This is a genomic window from Thalassospira sp. CH_XMU1420-2, from assembly GCF_037029325.1.
Lineage (GTDB): Bacteria > Pseudomonadota > Alphaproteobacteria > Rhodospirillales > Thalassospiraceae > Thalassospira > Thalassospira povalilytica.
On record NZ_JAYMEG010000001.1, the window covers coordinates 629974 to 648530 of the forward strand.

Below are 18557 nucleotides of genomic sequence, written 5' to 3' on the forward strand. Positions count from 1 at the left end.
ACCCAAGTTATGTCTAGTATATAATTTAATAACGTTCAGGCGTAATTATCGAAAAGCCAAAAGGTAATAAAAATACAAGAGGTCGTGATGTCGATGGAAAATAAGCGCAGCGCAGCAAAGCAGGATCGTGATCGGCCCTGGCTGATCCGGACATATGCGGGGCATAGCTCGGCCTCGGCTTCCAATGCCCTGTATCGTCAAAACCTGGCCAAGGGGCAGACGGGGCTTTCCGTCGCATTCGATTTGCCGACCCAGACCGGATACGATTCGGACCATATTCTGGCACGTGGTGAAGTGGGCAAGGTCGGGGTGCCGGTCGCCCACCTTGGGGACATGATGACGCTGTTTGACGGCATCCCGCTTGATCAGATGAATACATCGATGACGATCAACGCCCCGGCGGCCTGGCTTTTGTCACTTTATATTGCGGTTGCCGAAAAGCAGGGAACAGCGCGCGACAGCCTTCAGGGCACGACCCAAAACGACATCATCAAGGAATATCTGTCACGCGGGACATATATCTTCCCGCCCGCACCCAGCCTGAAACTGATTACCGACGTTGCGGCATTTACCTATCGCGAGGTGCCTAAATGGAATCCGATGAATGTGTGTTCGTACCATCTGCAGGAAGCCGGGGCGACGGCGGAACAGGAATTGGCCTATGCACTGGCAACGGCGATTGCGGTTCTTGATGCGGTTCGCGATTCGGGTCAGGTCCCTGAAGAAGATTTTGCCAAGGTTGTCGGGCGTATTTCATTCTTTGTGAATGCCGGTATTCGCTTTGTGACCGAGATCTGCAAGATGCGGGCATTCTGCGAACTTTGGGATGAAATCACGCAGGATCGCTATGGCATTGAAGATGCAAAATATCGCCGGTTCCGGTATGGGGTGCAGGTCAATTCGCTTGGCCTGACCGAACAGCAGCCGGAAAACAACGTCTATCGCATCCTGATCGAAATGCTGGCCGTGGTGCTTTCCAAGAATGCGCGTGCGCGTGCGGTGCAATTGCCCGCCTGGAACGAGGCGCTTGGGCTCCCGCGCCCGTGGGATCAGCAATGGTCACTGCGCCTGCAACAGATCATGGCCTATGAAACCGATCTTCTGGAATATGAGGACCTGTTTGACGGCAACCCGGCGGTTGAGCGCAAGGTCGGTGCCCTTAAGGAAGGGGCGCGCGCGGAACTGGCAAAGATCGATGCCATGGGGGGGGCGATTGCGGCTGTTGATCGCGGGTACATGAAACAGGAACTGGTGCGCTCCAACGCCCGCCGTTTGGCGGATATCGAAAGCGGACTGACCAAAGTGATCGGTGTGAATGCCTTTACCGAAACCGAACCATCGCCGCTGACATCGGGTGAAAAATCGATCCTGACGGTCGATGACATGGCCGAGCAGGAGCAGATCGAAAAACTCAAAGCTTGGCGCTCGGACCGTGATCAGGCGACGGTCGCCAAGAATCTTGAGGCCCTTAAATCCGCCGCCAGCGAAGGGCGCAACATCATGGAAAGTTCAATCGCCTGTGCCCATGCCGGTGTAACGACCGGGGAATGGTCGGAAACGCTTCGCGACGTATTTGGCGAATATCGTGCCCCAACCGGTATTACGTCGATGATTGTCACGGGCGATGCACAGGACATCCAGACCCTTCGTGACCGGGTTGATGAAGTGTCTGACAGGCTTGGCGAACGCATGAAAATGCTGGTCGGGAAACCGGGGCTGGATGGTCATTCCAACGGTGCAGAACAGATCGCGGTCAAGGCCGGAGACGCCGGTATCGAAGTTCTTTACGAGGGTATTCGCTGGACACCCGATGCACTGGTTCGCAATGCGATTGACGAAGGAGCCCATGTAATCGGGCTTTCGATCCTGTCGGGGTCGCATGTGCCATTGGTGCGCGAAGTGGTCAATGGCTTGCGCGCAGAAGGGGCCGGTCACATCCCCGTCGTGGTCGGCGGGATCATCCCCGAGGCCGATATGCTTGTTTTGCGGCAAATGGGGGTGGCAGCCGTCTATACGCCCAAGGATTATCAGCTGGTCCGGGTGATTTCGGAGATTGTCGATCTTGTTGATCGCAAGTCGTCGGACCGCCCATCGTCAACGGGCACGCACCCAAATGATGATGCCGGGCGCAGCGCAACGGTGTATTAGGCGGCCTTTATCCCGCTGAAAATGCCAGAATCTGGCTGATCTGGGTTAAGGGTCGGCCGGATTCCTTGTGCCAGTGGTCAAGGGCGGCCTGGACTGATGCGAAATCCTTGTTCGATGACGGCATCTTGGTAATCACGCCTTCGGTCTTTAGTGCCTCAATGACGTCGTTGGAAAAAATCGGCGTATCCATACCAATACGGCGCAGGGCAACCTGCCCGGTTTTGCCGCCAAGCCGTGATCCGCCTTTTTGGACAAGGCGCAAATTGTCGCAATAATCGGGAAGCTTCCAACTGGCAAAGAATGCGCCGACTGATCCATGGTTGTCGGCAAGGTCGCGCAGGAAACGGGCATTTTCACCAATTGATTTGATCTTTGGCCCATGGGCGACAATGCCGTCAACCTTAAGCAGGCGTTCGACATCTTCGTCATGCATCATCGACAGTCGGCCGATATCGAAACCGTCAAAGACTTCTTCAAACCGTGGCCATTTGTTTTCGATCACTTTCCAGCTGAAACCGGCCTGAAAAACCGATTTGCTGAATTCTGACAGCCAGCGATCATTGGCAATCGCGGCGATTTCATTGCGTGGTCTGGGGGTGACGAGGGCCGCGGAAAGTGCGGCTTCGCTTCCTTTACGGGCGATGGCGACTTGTTCTATTTCGAGAAACGGGCGCATGGGGTGTCTTGTCCCTTGAACGAAAAAACAGCCAAAGCAATGCCAAGGCTGTTTTCAAGAATATCGGGTGTGATCAGGACTTTGCAGCAACCCGTTCGGGCACGCGACTGTGGCGGTCACTGACCCAGCTTTCGAATGTGGTGGCCGGGAGCGGTTTGGAGAACAGGAAGCCCTGAATGAAATCACAGCCCTTTTCACGCAGATATTCAAGCTGTTCGACTTCTTCCACGCCTTCGGCAACCACTTCAAGATTAAGGCTGTGGCCAAGACCGATCACCGCATCTACAATTGCCTTGTCATCAAGATCGACATGGATGTCATTCACAAACGACCGGTCGATCTTGATCGAGCCAACCGGGAAGCGTTTTAGATAGTTCAGGGACGAATAACCGGTACCAAAGTCATCAATTGCGATCATCACGCCAAGCGCCTTAAGCTCCTTCAGCGTTGAAACCGCCTTTTCCGGGTTGTTCATCAGGATCGATTCAGTGATCTCAAGTTCAAGCGTACCTTCCGGAAGGGCGGTGTCCTTGACGATTTTGGTAACACTTTCGACCAGTTCGGCATCCTGGAACTGCGCAGGTGACAGGTTCACCGCAATCCGCATCCCGGGCAGTGACGAATCACGCCATGCCTGCGTCTGTTTGCAGGCCTTTTCAAGAACCCATGCACCAAGCCGGTTGATCAGGCCGCATTCCTCGGCCACCGAGATGAATTCGCCCGGCAGGATCAGGCCGCGCTCAGGGTGATGCCAGCGAACAAGCGCCTCTGCACCGACAACCTTTTCCGTCCGGCAATCAATTTTGGGCTGATAATAAAGTTCGAGCTGATCCTGTTCGAGCGCGTTGCGCAGATCTTCCTCGATGGTTTTGCGTTCCTTGACCCGTTCATGCATCGACGGCAGGAAGAAGCGGTAATTGTTGCGTCCTTCTGCCTTGGCCGCATACATCGCCATATCGGCGTTTTTGACCAGCTGTTCGGGGTTCTCGCCGTCTTCCGGGAACAGGGTAATGCCGACACTGGCCGTTGAATGCAGCCGGATGCCCCGGCAATCAAACGGCTGGGACAGCTCGTCAATGATGCGCTGGGCAAGGGCGATGGTGTCTTCGATATTCTGAACGTCAGTCTGAATGATCGCAAACTCGTCCCCGCCAAGGCGTGCTGCGGTATCTGAATCGCGGATGATCCGCGACAGACGCTGACCCATTTCCTGAATCATCAGGTCACCAACATCATGGCCAAAGTGGTCATTGATGTCCTTGAACCGGTCAAGGTCAACAAACAGAACCGTGACACCGCGCTGGAACCGGCGGGCCGACAGCAATGCCTGACGCAGGCGGTCAAGGAACAGGGTGCGGTTCGGAAGGCTGGTCAGCACATCATGAACGGCCAGATGGCGCATCCGTGCTTCGGTCTGTTTGCGTTCGGTAATGTCGGTATAGGTCGCGACATAGCCGCCGCCGGGCATCGGGTTGTGATCAACCTGAATAACGCGCCCATTGGGGCGGGTGCGTTCCATGCGATAGGGTTCGCGACGTCGTGCAATGGCAACACGATCGGAAATCAGGGCCTGAATGCTGACATCGCCATATTCGCCGCGTTCGCCGTTATAGCGCAGAATATCGGAAAGCGGCGTGCCTTCCTTGACCAGATCACGCGGCAGATTAAGCAGCTCGATATAGCGTTCGTTCCAGACCATAAGATTAAGGTCCTGATCAAACAGGCAGATACCCTGACCGATATTGTGAAGGGTCGCTTCGAGAAGGGCCTGCTTGCGCTGGGCTTCTTCCTGTGCCTGACCTTGCAGGGCGACCATTTCGTTATATTCGCGGATCAGAAGGCCAAGCTCGTCCGAACTGTTCCATTCCACCGGACGGCGCAAGCGGCCATGCTTGGTCATTCGAATGGAATGCAAAAGACGGTTCAGCGGTTCCTTGATCGACCGTTTGTTTGCGATCAGCAGGCTGGCGGCAACCACTGCGATCAGCAATCCAAACAGGATCATGTCAATGGCAATTCGGCGGAACAGAAGGTCCTGAACACGGGCATCAGTAAAGTAGATGACCAGTTCGCCGACATCATGACGCACATTGTTACGTTCGAAATAGACGCGGCGTGACAGACGCAATGTATCGGCCAGTTCGGATTGCGAAACGCCGGTATGGGCAAATTCGGTGCCGTCCGCACCAAGAGCCTGCACCGCGACGATATCACGGTCCCGCGCCATCGCGTTCAAAGCAGATTCGATATTGTCGACATCAAGATACCAGAACGGGGTTGCCAGAACGCGGGCATTGATGTCTGCGGTCTGTTCAACTTTGCCATTCAGATCATCGCGCAGAACTTTGTAACTGACATAGCCAAACACAATAAACAGGGCGAGCGAGAACAGGGAAACCAGCGGCAATGCTATGAATAGCAACCGACTGCTCAAAGACTTCCGTTGTAAAAAGCCGTATGATCCGCGCGACAAGCGTTCTCTCCTGGACACCCAACTTTTGGCTAGTCAGATATACTTTACTCGACGTTCTTATAGGAGCCAACACTCCGATGATTGAGTCGACTCAACCCGGAAGTTGGTCGAAACGCAAGTTTGATTTTATTTTCCTGATAAATAAATAGTTGCAACAACCTGCATCGTCTATTTTGGGGCGAAGTGCTGAAGCTTCAAGCGTTTGTCGGCACAAGACCGAAAATATCACGATTTTGGAACCGCCATCCGGGCCAGTTCGTCGCATCGTTCGTTCTCGGGATGGCCGGCGTGACCCTTGACCCAGTGCCATTCAACCTTGTGCGGTTTCAGGGCATCAAGCAGGCGTTGCCACAGCTCGACATTCTTGACGGGCTTCTTGTCCGCCGTCTTCCAGCCGCGCTTCTGCCAGCCGAAAATCCATTTGGTGATGCCGTCTCGGACATAGCTGCTGTCGGTATAAATATCGACCACACAGGGGCGTTTAAGCGCCTCAAGCGCGCTGATTGCCGCCATCATTTCCATGCGGTTATTGGTGGTTTCGGGATCACCCCCCGAAAGTTCCTTTTCCACACCCTTGAACCGAAGGATCGCCCCCCAGCCACCAGGGCCCGGATTGCCGCTGCATGCGCCGTCGGTGTAAATTTCGACGTGATTGTCGCCGCCATTTTGTGAATTCATCTCGTGGTATCCTTAGTCAAGTCCATAGGCGGCAGCATTGTCCACCCGTTGATGGAAACGCAGTTTATTGATGTATTCACGGGGATTTTTGGGCGTAACCAGGGCGTCTTTGGGGGTGTTGACCCAGTCATAAAGACGGGTCAGCAAAAAGCGCAGGCTTGCACCACGGGCCAGAACCGGCAAAGCGGCAATTTCCGCATCACCAAGCGACCGTACCTTGCCATATTGCGACAAAAGGTTCTTGGCCTTGGTGACGTTAAAGCTGTTGTCAGGTTCGAAGCACCAGGCATTCATGCAAATCGCAATGTCGTAGCAAAGCAGATCATTGCACGCGAAATAGAAATCAATCAGCCCCGATACGTCTTCCTTACCCGGGAAGAAGAAAACATTGTCCGGGAACAGATCGGCATGAATGACCCCCTTGGGCAGGTCATGGGGCCAGTTTGCTTCGAGATAGTCGATCTCGTCACCGATCATTTTGCCAAGACCGGGTTCGACATCATCGGCATGTTCCCGGCAACTTTCGACCAAACCACGCCATCCCTTGACGCTCAGCGCGTTGGGAAGATGCATTTCAAAATCCAGACCGGCGATATGCAGCTTGGCCAATGCCGTGCCAAGACCCGCACAATGATGGGGAAGGATGCGCCGTGGCGACATGCCTTGTAAGAAGGATGTGATTGCTGCGGGCCGGCCGCACAGGCGACGAAGCGCAACACCGTCAGTGCCATGAATCGGGGTCGGACAGTTCAGCCCCTTGGCCGACAGATGATCCATCAGGCCCAGATAAAAGGGCAGGTCGTCCGGATTAACGCGTTTCTCATACAGGGTCAGGATGAATGGCGCCTCGGTCGTCTGAAGCAGGAAGTTGGTGTTTTCGACACCTTCTGCGATGCCCTTGAACGAGACAACATCACCGATGTCATATTCGGCGACAAAACGGGCGATGTCTTCGTCTGAAACGTCGGTATAGACGGCCATTGGATTTAACGTGGTCCTGAACTTGAAAAGTAAGCAGCTATAATATCTTAGCTGGCAAGCTGACGTGGCAATTTGAATGTCACGTTCTCGTCGGTCAAGGTAATGGTTTCGACCGTGACGTCATAACGTTCGCGGCAGGCATCAATCACTTCCTCGACCAGAATTTCCGGGGCAGAGGCACCGGCCGTAATGCCAAGGGTGCTGATACCGTCAAGCTTGTTCCAGTCAATGTCATGCGCCCGTTCGACCAGAACCGAACGCGTGCATCCTTCGCGCTTGGCGACTTCAACCAGCCGGTTGGAGTTTGACGAATTCGGTGCGCCGAGAACCAGGATCGCATCGGCCTTTTCGGCAATCAGTTTGACAGCATGCTGACGGTTGGTCGTGGCATAGCAGATGTCTTCCTTTTTCGGGACCGAAATCGCCGGGAAGCGGCGCTGAAGGATCTCGATGATCTTGGCCGTGTCATCAAGTGACAGGGTCGTCTGGGTCACGAAAGCAAGGTTTTCGGGATTTTCGACTTCAAGATTTTCTGCATCTTCTTCGGTTTCGATCAAGGTCATGCTGCCGACCGGAAGCTGGCCCATCGTGCCGATGACTTCAGGGTGGCCGGCATGGCCGATCAAAAGAATATGTTTGCCATCTGCAAAATGACGTTCCGCACCGCGATGGACCTTTGATACCAGCGGGCAGGTCGCATCAAGATATTCAAGCTTGCGGGTTTCGGCGGCTTCGGGGACGGATTTCGGGACCCCGTGGGCCGAAAAGATGACCGGCACACCATCGGGAACCGCGTCCAGTTCATCAACAAAAACAGCGCCCATATCACGAAGGCGATCGACGACAAATTTGTTGTGGACGATTTCGTGACGGACATAAACCGGCGCACCATATTTTTCGAGCGCCTTTTCCACGATCTCAATCGCACGATCTACCCCGGCGCAGAAGCCGCGCGGGTTGGCAAGAACGATCCGAAGACTGGCTTTGTCAGGCATGATACGGGTCCGGTTTCCAAATTGTGCCGGGACAAGCCCGCTGCACTTATTCAAACGTTCTCGTTACATAACCTGCCTGACCTTGTGGCGCAATGACTGAGCACCGATCACCTCGGGAACAATTGCACCCGATTTTGTGTTTTCATTTCGTGGCAATCGTCGAAGCGGGTTGTGCGGCTTACGGCGAAAGAATAGACTGCGCCACGACAGTGCAGATCATGCATATGTCAGAAAACAGATGGTTTGATAGAGGCTTGGATGACGATCGGTAACGGACTGCGGCGCGTTTGTGCATTGGGGATGGTCTCGGTTGGAGGATTGCTTGCAGCATGCAGCAGTAACCCGTTTGAAGAGCAGCCTGTTCCGACCTGCCCGGCAGCCTATCTGCCAAAGGATACGGCAAAGCTTGTTCAGTTCGCTGGCAGTGGCAAGGATCTGACCGATGTGATCGTCGAGGCAGAGTTCACCGGATATCTTGGTGACTGTGGCTATGACCTTGATGACAAGACGCTTGATGTCATCATCAGCCCGATCATTACGGCCGAATTGGGCCCGGCGGCACAGGGGCGTTCGGCATCGTTCAAATATTTCGTCGCCCTTCGCGATCCCGATGGAAAGTTTGTTCAGAAGTCGGTGTTTGATGTGACAATGCCGTTTGCGGACAATCTTAATATGGCGCGTTACCGTGACGAGCAGGTCACCCTGTCTGTTCCGCTTGATGATGTCTGGGCCGGTCCCGACTACGAGATTTATCTCGGATTCCAGCTAAGTGCCGATCAGCTCGACTATAATCGTCGTTTCGGTACGAACTGACCGCGGCGGGTTGAAAACCTGCCCGGGTGATTGCCCGAATTTTGGGGCTGGTCGACCGGGAACGAAATACGTATAAGGACGCATACCCAAGTGATCCCCGTGGGAGAGTGCCACGGTCCATAACGGATTGCGCGGACGCCGAAGGAGCAACCACCCCGGAAACTCTCAGGCAAACGGACCGCGGGGAGATGGGACTCTGGAAAGCAGGCGGCATCAATTTGAATTGCCGGTGACCGCCTCGCCGAAGATGTAAGCAGACCGTCGCGACAAGTCGGCTGTGATTCTTTCAGGCTCCAAGACAGAGGGGGAATGTGGTTGGCCATTGGTCGGCTATGTTTCGCAACGACTGTCCGGGAGACCTTGATGGCCGATCATCAGCCAGAACTGCTTAAAACCGCCCTTTATGACCTCCATGTGGAACTTGGCGCCAAAATGGTGCCATTCGCCGGATATGACATGCCGGTTCAATACCCGTTGGGTGTTAAGGGCGAACATCTTCATACGCGTGCCAAGGCCGGACTTTTTGATGTGTCCCACATGGGGCAGGTTCGTCTGACCGGTGAAAACCGTGTCGCGGAACTTGAAAAACTGGTGCCTGGCGATATCGCGATCCTGAAACCGGGGCGCACCCGTTATTCGACCTTCACCCAGGACGATGGCACGATCCTTGACGATCTGATGATCACCAATGCCGGTGACAGCCTGTTTCTGGTGATCAATGCGGCGTGCAAGGATGACGATATTGTTCACATGCGTGCCAACCTTGGTGACGGCGTTTCCCTTGAAGAAATTGATGACCGTGCGCTGATGGCGCTTCAGGGGCCAGAGGCAGCCAATGTTCTGGCGCGCTTTGCCCCGGCTGTTGCCGATCTGAAATTCATGAGCTTTGCCGAGATTGATATTGCCGGCATTGCCTGCTTTGTCACGCGTTCGGGGTATACCGGCGAAGACGGGTATGAAATTTCCGTGCCCAATGATCGCGCCGAAGAACTTGCGCGCAAATTGCTGGCCGAGGAAGAAGTCGAGGCAATCGGTCTTGGTGCCCGTGATTCCCTGCGTCTGGAAGCAGGGCTTTGCCTTTATGGCAATGACATTGACACCACCACGACCCCGGTCGAGGCCGATCTGAACTGGATCATCAACAAGCGCCGCCGCGAAGAAGGCGGTTTCAAAGGCGCGGATGTCATTCTTGATCAGCTGGCAAACGGGGCGGATCGCAAACGTGTCGGCATCAAGCCCGAAGGCAAGGCGCCTGCACGCGAACATACCCAGATTTTGAACAGCGACGGCGAAGAGATCGGCGAAATCACATCAGGTGGTTTTGGCCCGTCCGTCGATGGCCCGATTGCAATGGGCTATGTCGCAATTGAATTTTCCGAACCGGGCACCAAGGTCGATCTTATGGTGCGCGGCAAGGCCCGTCCGGCAGAGGTGGTTGAACTCCCGTTCGCACCGCATCGCTATTTCCGCGGCTGATTGCTGCAAATCTTGAGAATGTGCGGCGTGTGCCGCCTCGCAGACAACCGATCAACAGGGACAAAGATCATGGCTAAGAAATTCTCGCAGGAACATGAATGGATCGAGCTCGAAGACGGTATCGCAACCGTCGGCATCACCGATTACGCGCAGCAGTCGCTGGGCGATATCGTGTATGTCGAGCTTCCTGAAATCGGCAAGAAACTGACCAAGGACGGTGATGCCGCCGTTGTTGAATCGGTCAAGGCCGCAAGCGATGTTTATGCCCCGCTTGATGGTGAAGTTGTTGAAATCAACGAAGAACTTGATGCCAACCCGGCACTGGTGAACGAAGCACCGGAAACCGATGGCTGGTTCTTTAAAATGTCGCTGACTGATGAGTCCCAGCTTGATGAGCTGATGGATGAAGCAGCCTATAAAGACTTCGTCGAAGGTCTGTAAGTATGCGTTATCTTCCCCTGACACGTGCTGATCGCGCCGCGATGCTTGAAACCATCGGGGCGTCATCGGTTGATGAACTTTACAGTGACGTGCCCGAAGGCGCGTTGCTTGATGCGCCGGTTGACCTGCCGCATCATCTCGGTGAAATGCAGGTCGAACGCGACATGCAGGCACTGGCGGCTAAAAATATCGGTACTTCAAGTGCGCCAAGTTTTCTGGGTGCCGGTGCGTATCGCCACCATGTTCCTGCGACGGTTGACTATGTCATTCAGCGTGGTGAATTCCTGACGGCATATACGCCCTATCAGCCGGAAATCGCACAGGGTACGTTGCAGTATCTGTTCGAATTCCAGACCCAGGTGGCATCGATCACCGGCATGGATGTGGCAAACGCATCGATGTGGGATGGGGCAACGTCCTGTGCCGAAGCCGTTCTGATGGCCTGCCGTGCGACCCGTCGCAAAAAGGCTGTTCTGTCCGGTGGTCTGCACCCGCACTACCGCGAAGTTACCGAAACCTATTGCCAGTATAGCGATACCGAAGTTGCCGGACGTGATGGCAACCCCGAACAGCAGGCAACGGTCGAAGAACTTGGCGAACTGATCGATGATCAGACTGCCTGCGTGGTTGTTCAGTATCCGGACGTCTTTGGCCGCATTCAGGACCACACCCGTCTTGCCGATCTTTGCCATGCCAAGGGCGCGCTTCTGGTTGTTGTCTTTACCGAAGCAGTTGCATTCGGTGCGATCAAATCACCGGGCAGCTTTGGCGCAGATATCGTTTGCGGCGAAGGTCAGTCGATCGGTAACGCCCTGAACTATGGCGGGCCGTATGTCGGTCTGTTCGCCACCACCCAGAAACTGGTCCGTCAGATGCCGGGTCGTCTTTGTGGTGAAACGGTTGATCAGGACGGCAAGCGTGGCTTTGTTCTGACCCTTTCGACCCGTGAACAGCATATCCGTCGTGAAAAGGCGACCTCGAACATCTGCACCAACTCGGGCCTGTGTTCGCTGGCATTCACGGTGCATATGAGCCTGCTTGGCGAAGACGGTTATCGCCGTCTGGCAACGTTGAACCATGAAAATGCCTGCAAGGCCGCAGACGCGATTGACGCGGTTCCGGGCGCATCGGTGGTCAATGACAGCTTCTTTAACGAATTCACTGTCAAGCTGACCAAGCCGGCGGCCGAGGTGGTCGAAGCACTGGTTGCCAAAGGCGTTCTGGGCGGTGTTCCGCTGTCGCGTCTTTATCCGAACCGTTCGGATCTTGATAACTACCTTCTGGTTGCGGTTACCGAAACCAATACCGACGAAGATATCGCAGCCCTTGCGGGCGCATTGAAGGAGGTGCTGGCATGACGTTCGCAACCCATACCGGCAACCGTGGACTTATTCTGGAAGAAAAGCTGATCTTTGAACAGGGTCAGCCGGGCCGTACCGGTGTTGATCTTCCGGAACCCAAAGGAACCAAGTCGCGTCTTGGCGGTCTTGACCGTGACAGCAATGTCGGCCTTCCGGGCCTGTCCGAGCCGCAGGTAGTGCGTCACTTTACCCGCCTGTCGCAGAAAAACTTCGGTATTGATTCCGGCTTCTTCCCGCTGGGATCGTGCACCATGAAGCATAACCCGCGTCTGAACGAAAAAGTCGCGCGTTTGCCCGGTCTTTCCGACCTGCATCCGATGCAGCCCGAAAGCACCGTTCAGGGTGCACTGGAACTGATTGATACCTGTGCGCACTGGTTGTTGGTTCTGACCGGCATGCCAACGGTTTCCATGTCACCGGCTGCCGGTGCACAGGGCGAACTGTGTGGCATGATGGCGATCCGTGCCGCCCTTGATGCGCGCGGTGAAAACCGTCGTCGTGTTCTGGTGCCGGAATCCGCACACGGAACCAACCCGGCAACGGCTGCTGCTTGTGGCTTTACTGTGGACTCGATCCCGGCAACCGAAGATGGCCGTGTTGACTTGGCCGCATTCGAAGCCAAGCTTGGTGACGATGTCGCGGGTATCATGCTGACCAACCCGAATACCTGTGGTCTGTTTGAACGTGACGTTCGCAAGATTGCCGATCTGGTGCATGCAGCAGGCGGTTACTTCTATTGCGATGGTGCGAACTTCAACGCCATTGTCGGTCGTGTTCGCCCGGCCGATCTTGGCATTGATGCGATGCATATCAACCTGCACAAGACCTTCTCGACCCCGCATGGCGGCGGTGGACCGGGTTCCGGGCCGGTTGTGTTTTCCGAGGCATTGGCACCCTATGCGCCGATCCCCTATGTCGTGCGCAATGAAAACGGCTTCCATCTGGTTGAAACCGCAGACGAAAATGACGGCATGAAGCCGTTTGGCCGTCTGAAGGGTTTCCATGGTCAGATGGGCATGTTCATCCGTGCTTTAACCTATATGAAGAGTCACGGTGCAGATGGTCTGCGTCAGGCATCCGGTGATGCGGTTCTCAATGCCAACTATCTGCTCGCACGTCTCAAGGAAAAGCTCAGCGTGGCTTTCCCGGGCTATTGCATGCACGAAGCCCTGTTTGATGACAGCTTCCTTAAGGATACCGGTGTTTCGACACTGGATCTGGCCAAGGCGATCATCGACGAGGGGTTCCACCCGATGACCATGTATTTCCCGCTGGTTGTCCATGGGGCATTGCTGATTGAACCAACCGAAACCGAAACCAAGGAATCGATCGATCAGTTCTGTGATGCGGTGTTGTCACTGGTGGCAAAAGCCGAGTCGGGTGATGCCGAATTCTTCAAGAATGCGCCGTATCTGACCCCGCGTCGCCGTCTTGATGAAACGGCGGCTGCGCGTAAGCCTGTTTTGCGCTGGCAACCGGAAACGGCTTGATACACAACGCTACTACCTGTCTGCGAACACCCCGGCCAATCGCCGGGGTGTTCTTTTTCAAGGACTTGTACTTGAAACACATTGGACTTGTTGCAATCTGCACCCTTATACTTGTTCGAAAGGTAATGAACGACACCGTCAAACGGTGCGTTTGGGGATTTGGTGAATGGGCCTTGCCCGTTCTGGAGGTTTGAAGTCGATCATGTCGCGTCGTGTTCAGAAGGTGTTTACTGCAGAACGTCGGTTAAAAGAGCGAACAGGTGGGGTCGTTGAAGATTGGTCGGATTCCTTTTTCGATCCGACGCTTGAAAGCGGAATGGGTGCAGGCGACGCAATGTCGGCATCCCTGCCATCGCCAAAGCCGGCTGCGGAACCGTCTGAACTGACACAGGCAGTTCTTGATGAAATCCGCGCGCTGCGTGGGGAAGTATCGCAACTGCGTGAAGCGGTGGCATCGGGCGGAACCATCAATGCAGATTCGGTTGCCGCAGCACCGGTGGCCTCAAATGATGCGCCGGTTGACGAGCTGCCCGATCCGGTTTCAAGCAACTTCACCCACAGCAACCGTCCCGGCGCTTCCGAGCCCGACCGCGATGATCTGGAACTGATCCGGACCCAGATCGCAGAAATGAACGAACATATTCACAAGGCCAAGATCCAGATCGCGTCGCTACGTCATCCAAAGGCGTCTGATGACCGTCTGATCAGTGCAGCATCCGAACTTGATGCCATTGTCAAAGATACCGAAATGGCAACCCACACCATTCTGGAATCTGCCGAACAGATTGATGATCTGGCGATGACGCTGAAGAATTCCGCACCAAGCGAATTCGTGGCCGATCACGTTGAACAGATTGCCTTTATCGTTACCAAAATCTTTGAATCCTGTAACTTCCAGGACATTACCGGACAGCGCATCAACAAGGTTGTGCGCACACTCGAATTCGTCGAAGAACGCGTCCACAACATGATCCTGATCTGGGGCGAGGATGCATTTGCAGACCTTCCGGTTCCTGAAAGTTCTGAAAAGGACAATCCGGTCGAAGATGCCGACTTGTTGAATGGTCCGCAACTTGAGGGCGAAGGCATCAGTCAGGACGACATCGACAAATTGTTCGATTAGGGATGAATTTCTTGTTTTTATTCCTATATTTGCGGTAACAGACGTACACGATCCTTCCGAAGAAGAAGGTTGACGGCCGTGACTAAGGATCTGACGTCAACTAATCGTTTACATATGTTGGGATAGGTTTACACCTATAAGAATAAGAAGCGTTGTTGGGATGCGTGTAACACACGGTTGCACGCGTTTTGGCGTGCTTGGAGGTTGCTATGGGATTTTGGTCTCTTGGTGCTATTCGCCAGCCTAAGGCTCAGGATATCAAATGGCGAAAGAGCCCGCGCGGAGAATATTACCGCCTGTTCATGATCGACGACATCAAAGAGCTCGGTCTGGATGGTGTCGGCGGGGTTTATCTGTTGTGGCATGGCGGTCTGAAGCCATCATGGCTGGTTGCCGGCGCGACAGAGGATTTGGGGCACAGTTTTGCCGAACTGATGCGCGATCCGGACATTCGTGAATATGACGGCCGTGGTGGCGTCTTCATGAGCTGGTCGCCGATCAAGGGCAACTTCCGCGAGGGCGTTGTGCATTTCATTGCAAAACACACCAATCCGACCTTTGAATGTGATTACGACGAAAGCGAAGATCCGATCCCGGTTCTTTTGCCGCGCTAGTCGCGCGGGCATGATCGTCTGTCATATTGCATGAAAAGAAAAGCTCCGCAGGTATCTGCGGAGCTTTCTCTGTTGTGGTGATCAGATCGACCGGATCGGATCAGAGTTTCTCAAGAACCGCTTCTGCGCTGGAAACTTCGAACACACCGGGTTCTTCAACAGCAAGATGGGTGACTTTGCCGTTATCGACGATCATGGCAAAGCGGTTGGCGCGTTTGCCAAGGCCACGACCGGTAAGATCAAGTTCAAGGCCGGTGGCATCAACAAATGACAGATCACCGTCCGACAGCATGGTGATGTTGTCGGCCTTTTCGCTTACCGACCATGCCTGAAGTACAAAGGCATCGTTCGACGCCAGGCAGGCGATTTCATCAACACCCTTTGCCTTGATCTCGTCAGCCTTGGCGACAAAACCCGGCAGATGTTTTGCCGAACAGGTCGGGGTATAGGCGCCCGGCACTGCAAACAGGACCACTTTGCGGCCTGCGAAGAATTCCTTGGAATTGACAGCTTCGGGGCCGTCACTGGTCGCGCGGAACAGGGTAACGTCCGGGATCTCGTTGCCGACTGTGATGGTCATGGGTATCTCCGTTTGATGGCGCAATCCCGTTGACTGCGCGGTGGAACTCTTGGACCTGAATCAAACACCAAATTCGCAGGACATTCAATGCCATCGAACAGAGTTTTTAGGAACTTTGATTCAGGCCGATGCATGATGGCGATCATGCATGGTCGCAAACAAATGTGGTTACGCACCGCCTTTTGCGATCTTGGCCCCGTCACCGACCCCTGCCTTTTGCAGCGCATCCAGGACGGCATCAACGCTTAGCAACTCGGAAAGAAGAATGCCATCCGTTGCATCCGGACCAAATACCGCATTGAACGGAATGCCAAACCGGCCATAGGAGGCCAGATAATCCGCGATTTCCTGATCCGGGCGGGTCCAGTCAGCCTGCATCAACACCACATTGTCTGCACCAAGTGCCCGGGCAACTTCGGATGTTTCAAGCACCAGCTTCTTGTTGACCTGACAGGTCACGCACCATTCGGCAGTAACATCGACCAGAACCGTTTTGCCATTTGCAATCAATGCCGGAATGGTATCAGGGGCAAATGCCTGCCATTCAAGCTGACCATTGCTGCGGGCCATGGTTGCCTGTTGCGGCGGTTTGGCAAATCCCGGGGCAAACAGCGCGACCAGAAATCCGGTCACTGCAAGTGCCGTAAAGGTAAAGCGCCGACGCAATTTTTCTGTGCGCGAACGTGCCCATACAAACAGACTGCCAGCAACAAGTCCGCCACCGACCGCAATGGCGCCGCCAAACCCGATCTGGACAGACAGAATACCCAGAAGCCAAATGGCTGTTCCGATCAGCGCCAGACCCAGAACAATCTTGACCACATTCATCCAGCGTCCGGGTTTGGGCAGAAGGCGTGCAACACCGGGCCGGATCGCAATGGCAAGATAGGGCAGGGCAAGACCGACACCCAGCAGGGTGAAAATCAGAAAGATGTCAAACAGGCTGCCAGCCAGCGCAAAGCCGATTGCCGTTCCAAGAAATGGCGCCGAACACGGCGTTGCCAGCAAGGTGGCAAACATGCCGGTCAGGAAGTGGCTGCTCAGATGGCGGCCACGGCTTTGCTGGTCGGTAATGGCATCATTTGCCACGTTGCCAAGTTCGCTGGGACCGGAAATCTCAAACAGTCCCCACATATTCAGGGCAAATACCGCAAGGATGATTGTCATCACGGTCAGGAACAGTGGCTGCTGGAACTGAATGCCCCAGCCGATTGATCCCCCCGCCAGCTTGATCGCGACCAGGGCGGCGGCAATCAGCCAGAAAGACGTTACGATCCCGGCTGCACTGGCCAGGAAACCCGACCGGATATGCTTGGTATCCTCGGCCCGCATATTGATCACGGACATGACCTTGATCGACAGAACCGGCAACACACAGGGCATCACATTCAAAATAAGCCCACCCAAAAGGGCAAATATCGCGATCAGCCAGATACTGGTGGTGTCCGCCGATGATACGCCCGCTTGGGTCGATGCGGTCGATGACTGGGCGGTTCCAACGGTGACGGGTTGTTCAATAGACAGCGGCCCGGCAATCACGGTGACGGTCAGGGCAGCCTGATCAAGAGATTGCCCGTCCGCAAGCCCGAAGACAGGTAGTTCGAAATATGACAGGTCCGGTGATGATCCTGCTGGCTCCGAAACCGCCGTTGGTGTCCCGAACCCGGCACGCAGATCGCTTTCAATCAGGATGTCGTCAACGCTGACATCGGCATCGGTCAGGCCCGAAATACCAAGACGCAAAACCGGCTGTTCAGATCCGCTATGCGCTGTAATGCTGTTGACCGAGATCGGAAGATCCGTACCCCGCAACGGTACGCGCGAAACGAACTTTTCGATCTGATGGGCCTGATTGCTGGCAACGGACGCGCTGCTATCGGCTGCGGTCGCCGGAATGTCGAGATTGAAGTTCGCACTTGCCGGGATGCAGATGTCACTGCAAACCAGATAATCCACATTCAGCCGGACGGATGCCGGCTGGTCCGGGTTGGGAATGGCAACATCAATCGGCAGAATGATCTGGTTTTTGTAGCCGAATGTTTCCAGCCCGAAGATCGAAAATCGGTGAGGGGCCGGCCACAGGATGGTGGCATCGCCAATATTTTCCGATCCGGTCCAGTCAAGTTGCGGCGGGAACCCGGCATCGCCGGCACTGCGCCAATAGATTTTCCAGTCCGGCTGCAATTCGAATTCAAGCCCCAGACGCAATGTGTCTGAGCCGTTTGTGCGGGTTTGGGCACTGATCAGGCGAACCGATGCAAAATCCTCATCGGTCCAGGCGGTCGTCATATCCTGTGCCGCATTGGCGGTGCCAAACGAACTGACGGACAGGATCGTCACCGCAAAAAGAACTGTAAAACGAATGATCAGGTGGCGCAGCACGTCTTGGTCCTTGAATTGCCGATATTCGGTATCCCGAGATTGCACCGTCGATGTGGCGCAATATGGGCAGATATCTTTGACTTGAAGGCGTAATCCTCTGTGGCGATCAAATCAAGCCACGACTATGTGACCGGTTTATCATTCATGGTCGGGCATCGCCCGAATTTGCGGGCTTTGGGCGATCAAAGTTTCGCGAAAAAGTTGGCGATCCGGCCTTTGCGTTCCTACATCTTCAATAGGTGGAAAGGGCTTTTGATATGCATATTATGTGGCCCTTTCCGGGGTTCTTGATGGTAATGGAACACCAATCGCGCTAGGCTTGATGA

General features: G+C 54.7%; 15 protein-coding genes and 2 riboswitches. Of the genes, 8 read left to right on the forward strand and 7 right to left on the reverse strand.

Translation table 11 applies throughout. From position 1 onward, the window contains the following. Window positions 1-87: 87 nt before the first annotated feature. Complete coding sequence (locus tag WA429_RS02790; RefSeq protein ID WP_287464329.1) at window positions 88-2148, forward strand: protein meaA; 2061 nt, start codon at window positions 88-90, stop codon at window positions 2146-2148. 7 nt (window positions 2149-2155) lie between these two features. Here WA429_RS02790 and WA429_RS02795 read toward each other — a convergent pair whose 3' ends face one another. The 5 genes from WA429_RS02795 to ispH form a co-directional block, all read right to left on the reverse strand. Next, the gene (locus tag WA429_RS02795; protein ID WP_287464328.1) at window positions 2156-2824 is read right to left on the reverse strand and encodes a DNA-3-methyladenine glycosylase I; all 669 of its coding nucleotides are present in this window, start codon (window positions 2822-2824) and stop codon (window positions 2156-2158) included. Window positions 2825-2897: 73 nt separating this feature from the next. Next, on the reverse strand, window positions 2898-5246 hold the full coding sequence (locus WA429_RS02800) for a putative bifunctional diguanylate cyclase/phosphodiesterase (protein ID WP_228194586.1): 2349 nt from the start codon (window positions 5244-5246) through the stop codon (window positions 2898-2900). Window positions 5247-5522: 276 nt separating this feature from the next. Continuing rightward, window positions 5523-5975 (reverse strand): ribonuclease HI, encoded by a 453-nt coding sequence (gene rnhA, locus WA429_RS02805; protein WP_101245401.1) that lies wholly within the window; start codon window positions 5973-5975, stop codon window positions 5523-5525. Window positions 5976-5987: 12 nt separating this feature from the next. Next, window positions 5988-6956, reverse strand: a complete 969-nt coding sequence (locus tag WA429_RS02810) for a homoserine kinase (RefSeq protein ID WP_101245402.1) — start codon at window positions 6954-6956, stop codon at window positions 5988-5990. A 47-nt stretch (window positions 6957-7003) separates the two neighbouring features. After that, on the reverse strand, window positions 7004-7951 hold the full coding sequence (gene ispH / locus WA429_RS02815) for a 4-hydroxy-3-methylbut-2-enyl diphosphate reductase (protein WP_101245403.1): 948 nt from the start codon (window positions 7949-7951) through the stop codon (window positions 7004-7006). 258 nt (window positions 7952-8209) lie between these two features. Here ispH and WA429_RS02820 point away from each other — a divergent pair, with 258 nt between their 5' ends. The 7 genes from WA429_RS02820 (at window position 8210) to WA429_RS02850 (ending at window position 15269) form a co-directional block, all read left to right on the forward strand. Continuing rightward, window positions 8210-8764 (forward strand): hypothetical protein, encoded by a 555-nt coding sequence (locus tag WA429_RS02820; RefSeq protein WP_101245404.1) that lies wholly within the window; start codon window positions 8210-8212, stop codon window positions 8762-8764. 90 nt (window positions 8765-8854) lie between these two features. Continuing rightward, window positions 8855-8955: riboswitch (glycine riboswitch) on the forward strand. A 3-nt stretch (window positions 8956-8958) separates the two neighbouring features. Then, a riboswitch (glycine riboswitch) is annotated at window positions 8959-9068 on the forward strand. Between the two features lie 59 nt (window positions 9069-9127). Continuing rightward, window positions 9128-10240 (forward strand): glycine cleavage system aminomethyltransferase GcvT, encoded by a 1113-nt coding sequence (gene gcvT / locus WA429_RS02825; protein ID WP_287464327.1) that lies wholly within the window; start codon window positions 9128-9130, stop codon window positions 10238-10240. 69 nt (window positions 10241-10309) lie between these two features. Beyond that, entirely contained in the window at window positions 10310-10681 is a 372-nt protein-coding gene (gene gcvH, locus WA429_RS02830) for a glycine cleavage system protein GcvH (protein ID WP_101245406.1), read from the forward strand. Window positions 10682-10683: 2 nt separating this feature from the next. Then, the gene (gcvPA, locus tag WA429_RS02835) at window positions 10684-12039 is read left to right on the forward strand and encodes an aminomethyl-transferring glycine dehydrogenase subunit GcvPA (RefSeq protein WP_206926763.1); all 1356 of its coding nucleotides are present in this window, start codon (window positions 10684-10686) and stop codon (window positions 12037-12039) included. Further along, window positions 12036-13532 carry an aminomethyl-transferring glycine dehydrogenase subunit GcvPB gene (gcvPB, locus tag WA429_RS02840; RefSeq protein ID WP_287464326.1) on the forward strand — a complete coding sequence of 499 codons (1497 nt, stop codon included), beginning with the start codon at window positions 12036-12038 and terminating at the stop codon, window positions 13530-13532. Before gcvPA ends, gcvPB begins: the two co-directional genes overlap by 4 nt. Window positions 13533-13734: 202 nt before the next feature. Beyond that, on the forward strand, window positions 13735-14655 hold the full coding sequence (locus WA429_RS02845; protein WP_287464325.1) for a protein phosphatase CheZ: 921 nt from the start codon (window positions 13735-13737) through the stop codon (window positions 14653-14655). 209 nt (window positions 14656-14864) lie between these two features. After that, window positions 14865-15269, forward strand: coding sequence for a hypothetical protein (locus tag WA429_RS02850; RefSeq protein ID WP_228194580.1), 405 nt, complete (start codon window positions 14865-14867; stop codon window positions 15267-15269). A gap of 100 nt (window positions 15270-15369) precedes the next feature. Here WA429_RS02850 and WA429_RS02855 read toward each other — a convergent pair whose 3' ends face one another. Further along, window positions 15370-15849 carry a peroxiredoxin gene (locus WA429_RS02855; RefSeq protein WP_101245410.1) on the reverse strand — a complete coding sequence of 160 codons (480 nt, stop codon included), beginning with the start codon at window positions 15847-15849 and terminating at the stop codon, window positions 15370-15372. Between the two features lie 168 nt (window positions 15850-16017). Beyond that, window positions 16018-18231 carry a protein-disulfide reductase DsbD family protein gene (locus WA429_RS02860; RefSeq protein WP_287464324.1) on the reverse strand — a complete coding sequence of 738 codons (2214 nt, stop codon included), beginning with the start codon at window positions 18229-18231 and terminating at the stop codon, window positions 16018-16020. Between the last annotated feature and the right edge of the window lie 326 nt (window positions 18232-18557).

Bases quoted from the DNA above. Each gene is read 5' to 3' on its own strand.
- WA429_RS02790 (WP_287464329.1), top strand. From the start codon at position 88: ATGTCGATGGAAAATAAGCGCAGCGCAGCAAAGCAGGATCGTGATCGG.
- WA429_RS02795 (WP_287464328.1), bottom strand. From the start codon at position 2,824: ATGCGCCCGTTTCTCGAAATAGAACAAGTCGCCATCGCCCGTAAAGGA.
- rnhA (WP_101245401.1), bottom strand. From the start codon at position 5,975: ATGAATTCACAAAATGGCGGCGACAATCACGTCGAAATTTACACCGAC.
- WA429_RS02810 (WP_101245402.1), bottom strand. From the start codon at position 6,956: ATGGCCGTCTATACCGACGTTTCAGACGAAGACATCGCCCGTTTTGTC.
- ispH (WP_101245403.1), bottom strand. From the start codon at position 7,951: ATGCCTGACAAAGCCAGTCTTCGGATCGTTCTTGCCAACCCGCGCGGC.
- WA429_RS02820 (WP_101245404.1), top strand. From the start codon at position 8,210: ATGACGATCGGTAACGGACTGCGGCGCGTTTGTGCATTGGGGATGGTC.
- gcvT (WP_287464327.1), top strand. From the start codon at position 9,128: ATGGCCGATCATCAGCCAGAACTGCTTAAAACCGCCCTTTATGACCTC.
- gcvH (WP_101245406.1), top strand. From the start codon at position 10,310: ATGGCTAAGAAATTCTCGCAGGAACATGAATGGATCGAGCTCGAAGAC.
- gcvPA (WP_206926763.1), top strand. From the start codon at position 10,684: ATGCGTTATCTTCCCCTGACACGTGCTGATCGCGCCGCGATGCTTGAA.
- gcvPB (WP_287464326.1), top strand. From the start codon at position 12,036: ATGACGTTCGCAACCCATACCGGCAACCGTGGACTTATTCTGGAAGAA.
- WA429_RS02845 (WP_287464325.1), top strand. From the start codon at position 13,735: ATGTCGCGTCGTGTTCAGAAGGTGTTTACTGCAGAACGTCGGTTAAAA.
- WA429_RS02850 (WP_228194580.1), top strand. From the start codon at position 14,865: ATGGGATTTTGGTCTCTTGGTGCTATTCGCCAGCCTAAGGCTCAGGAT.
- WA429_RS02855 (WP_101245410.1), bottom strand. From the start codon at position 15,849: ATGACCATCACAGTCGGCAACGAGATCCCGGACGTTACCCTGTTCCGC.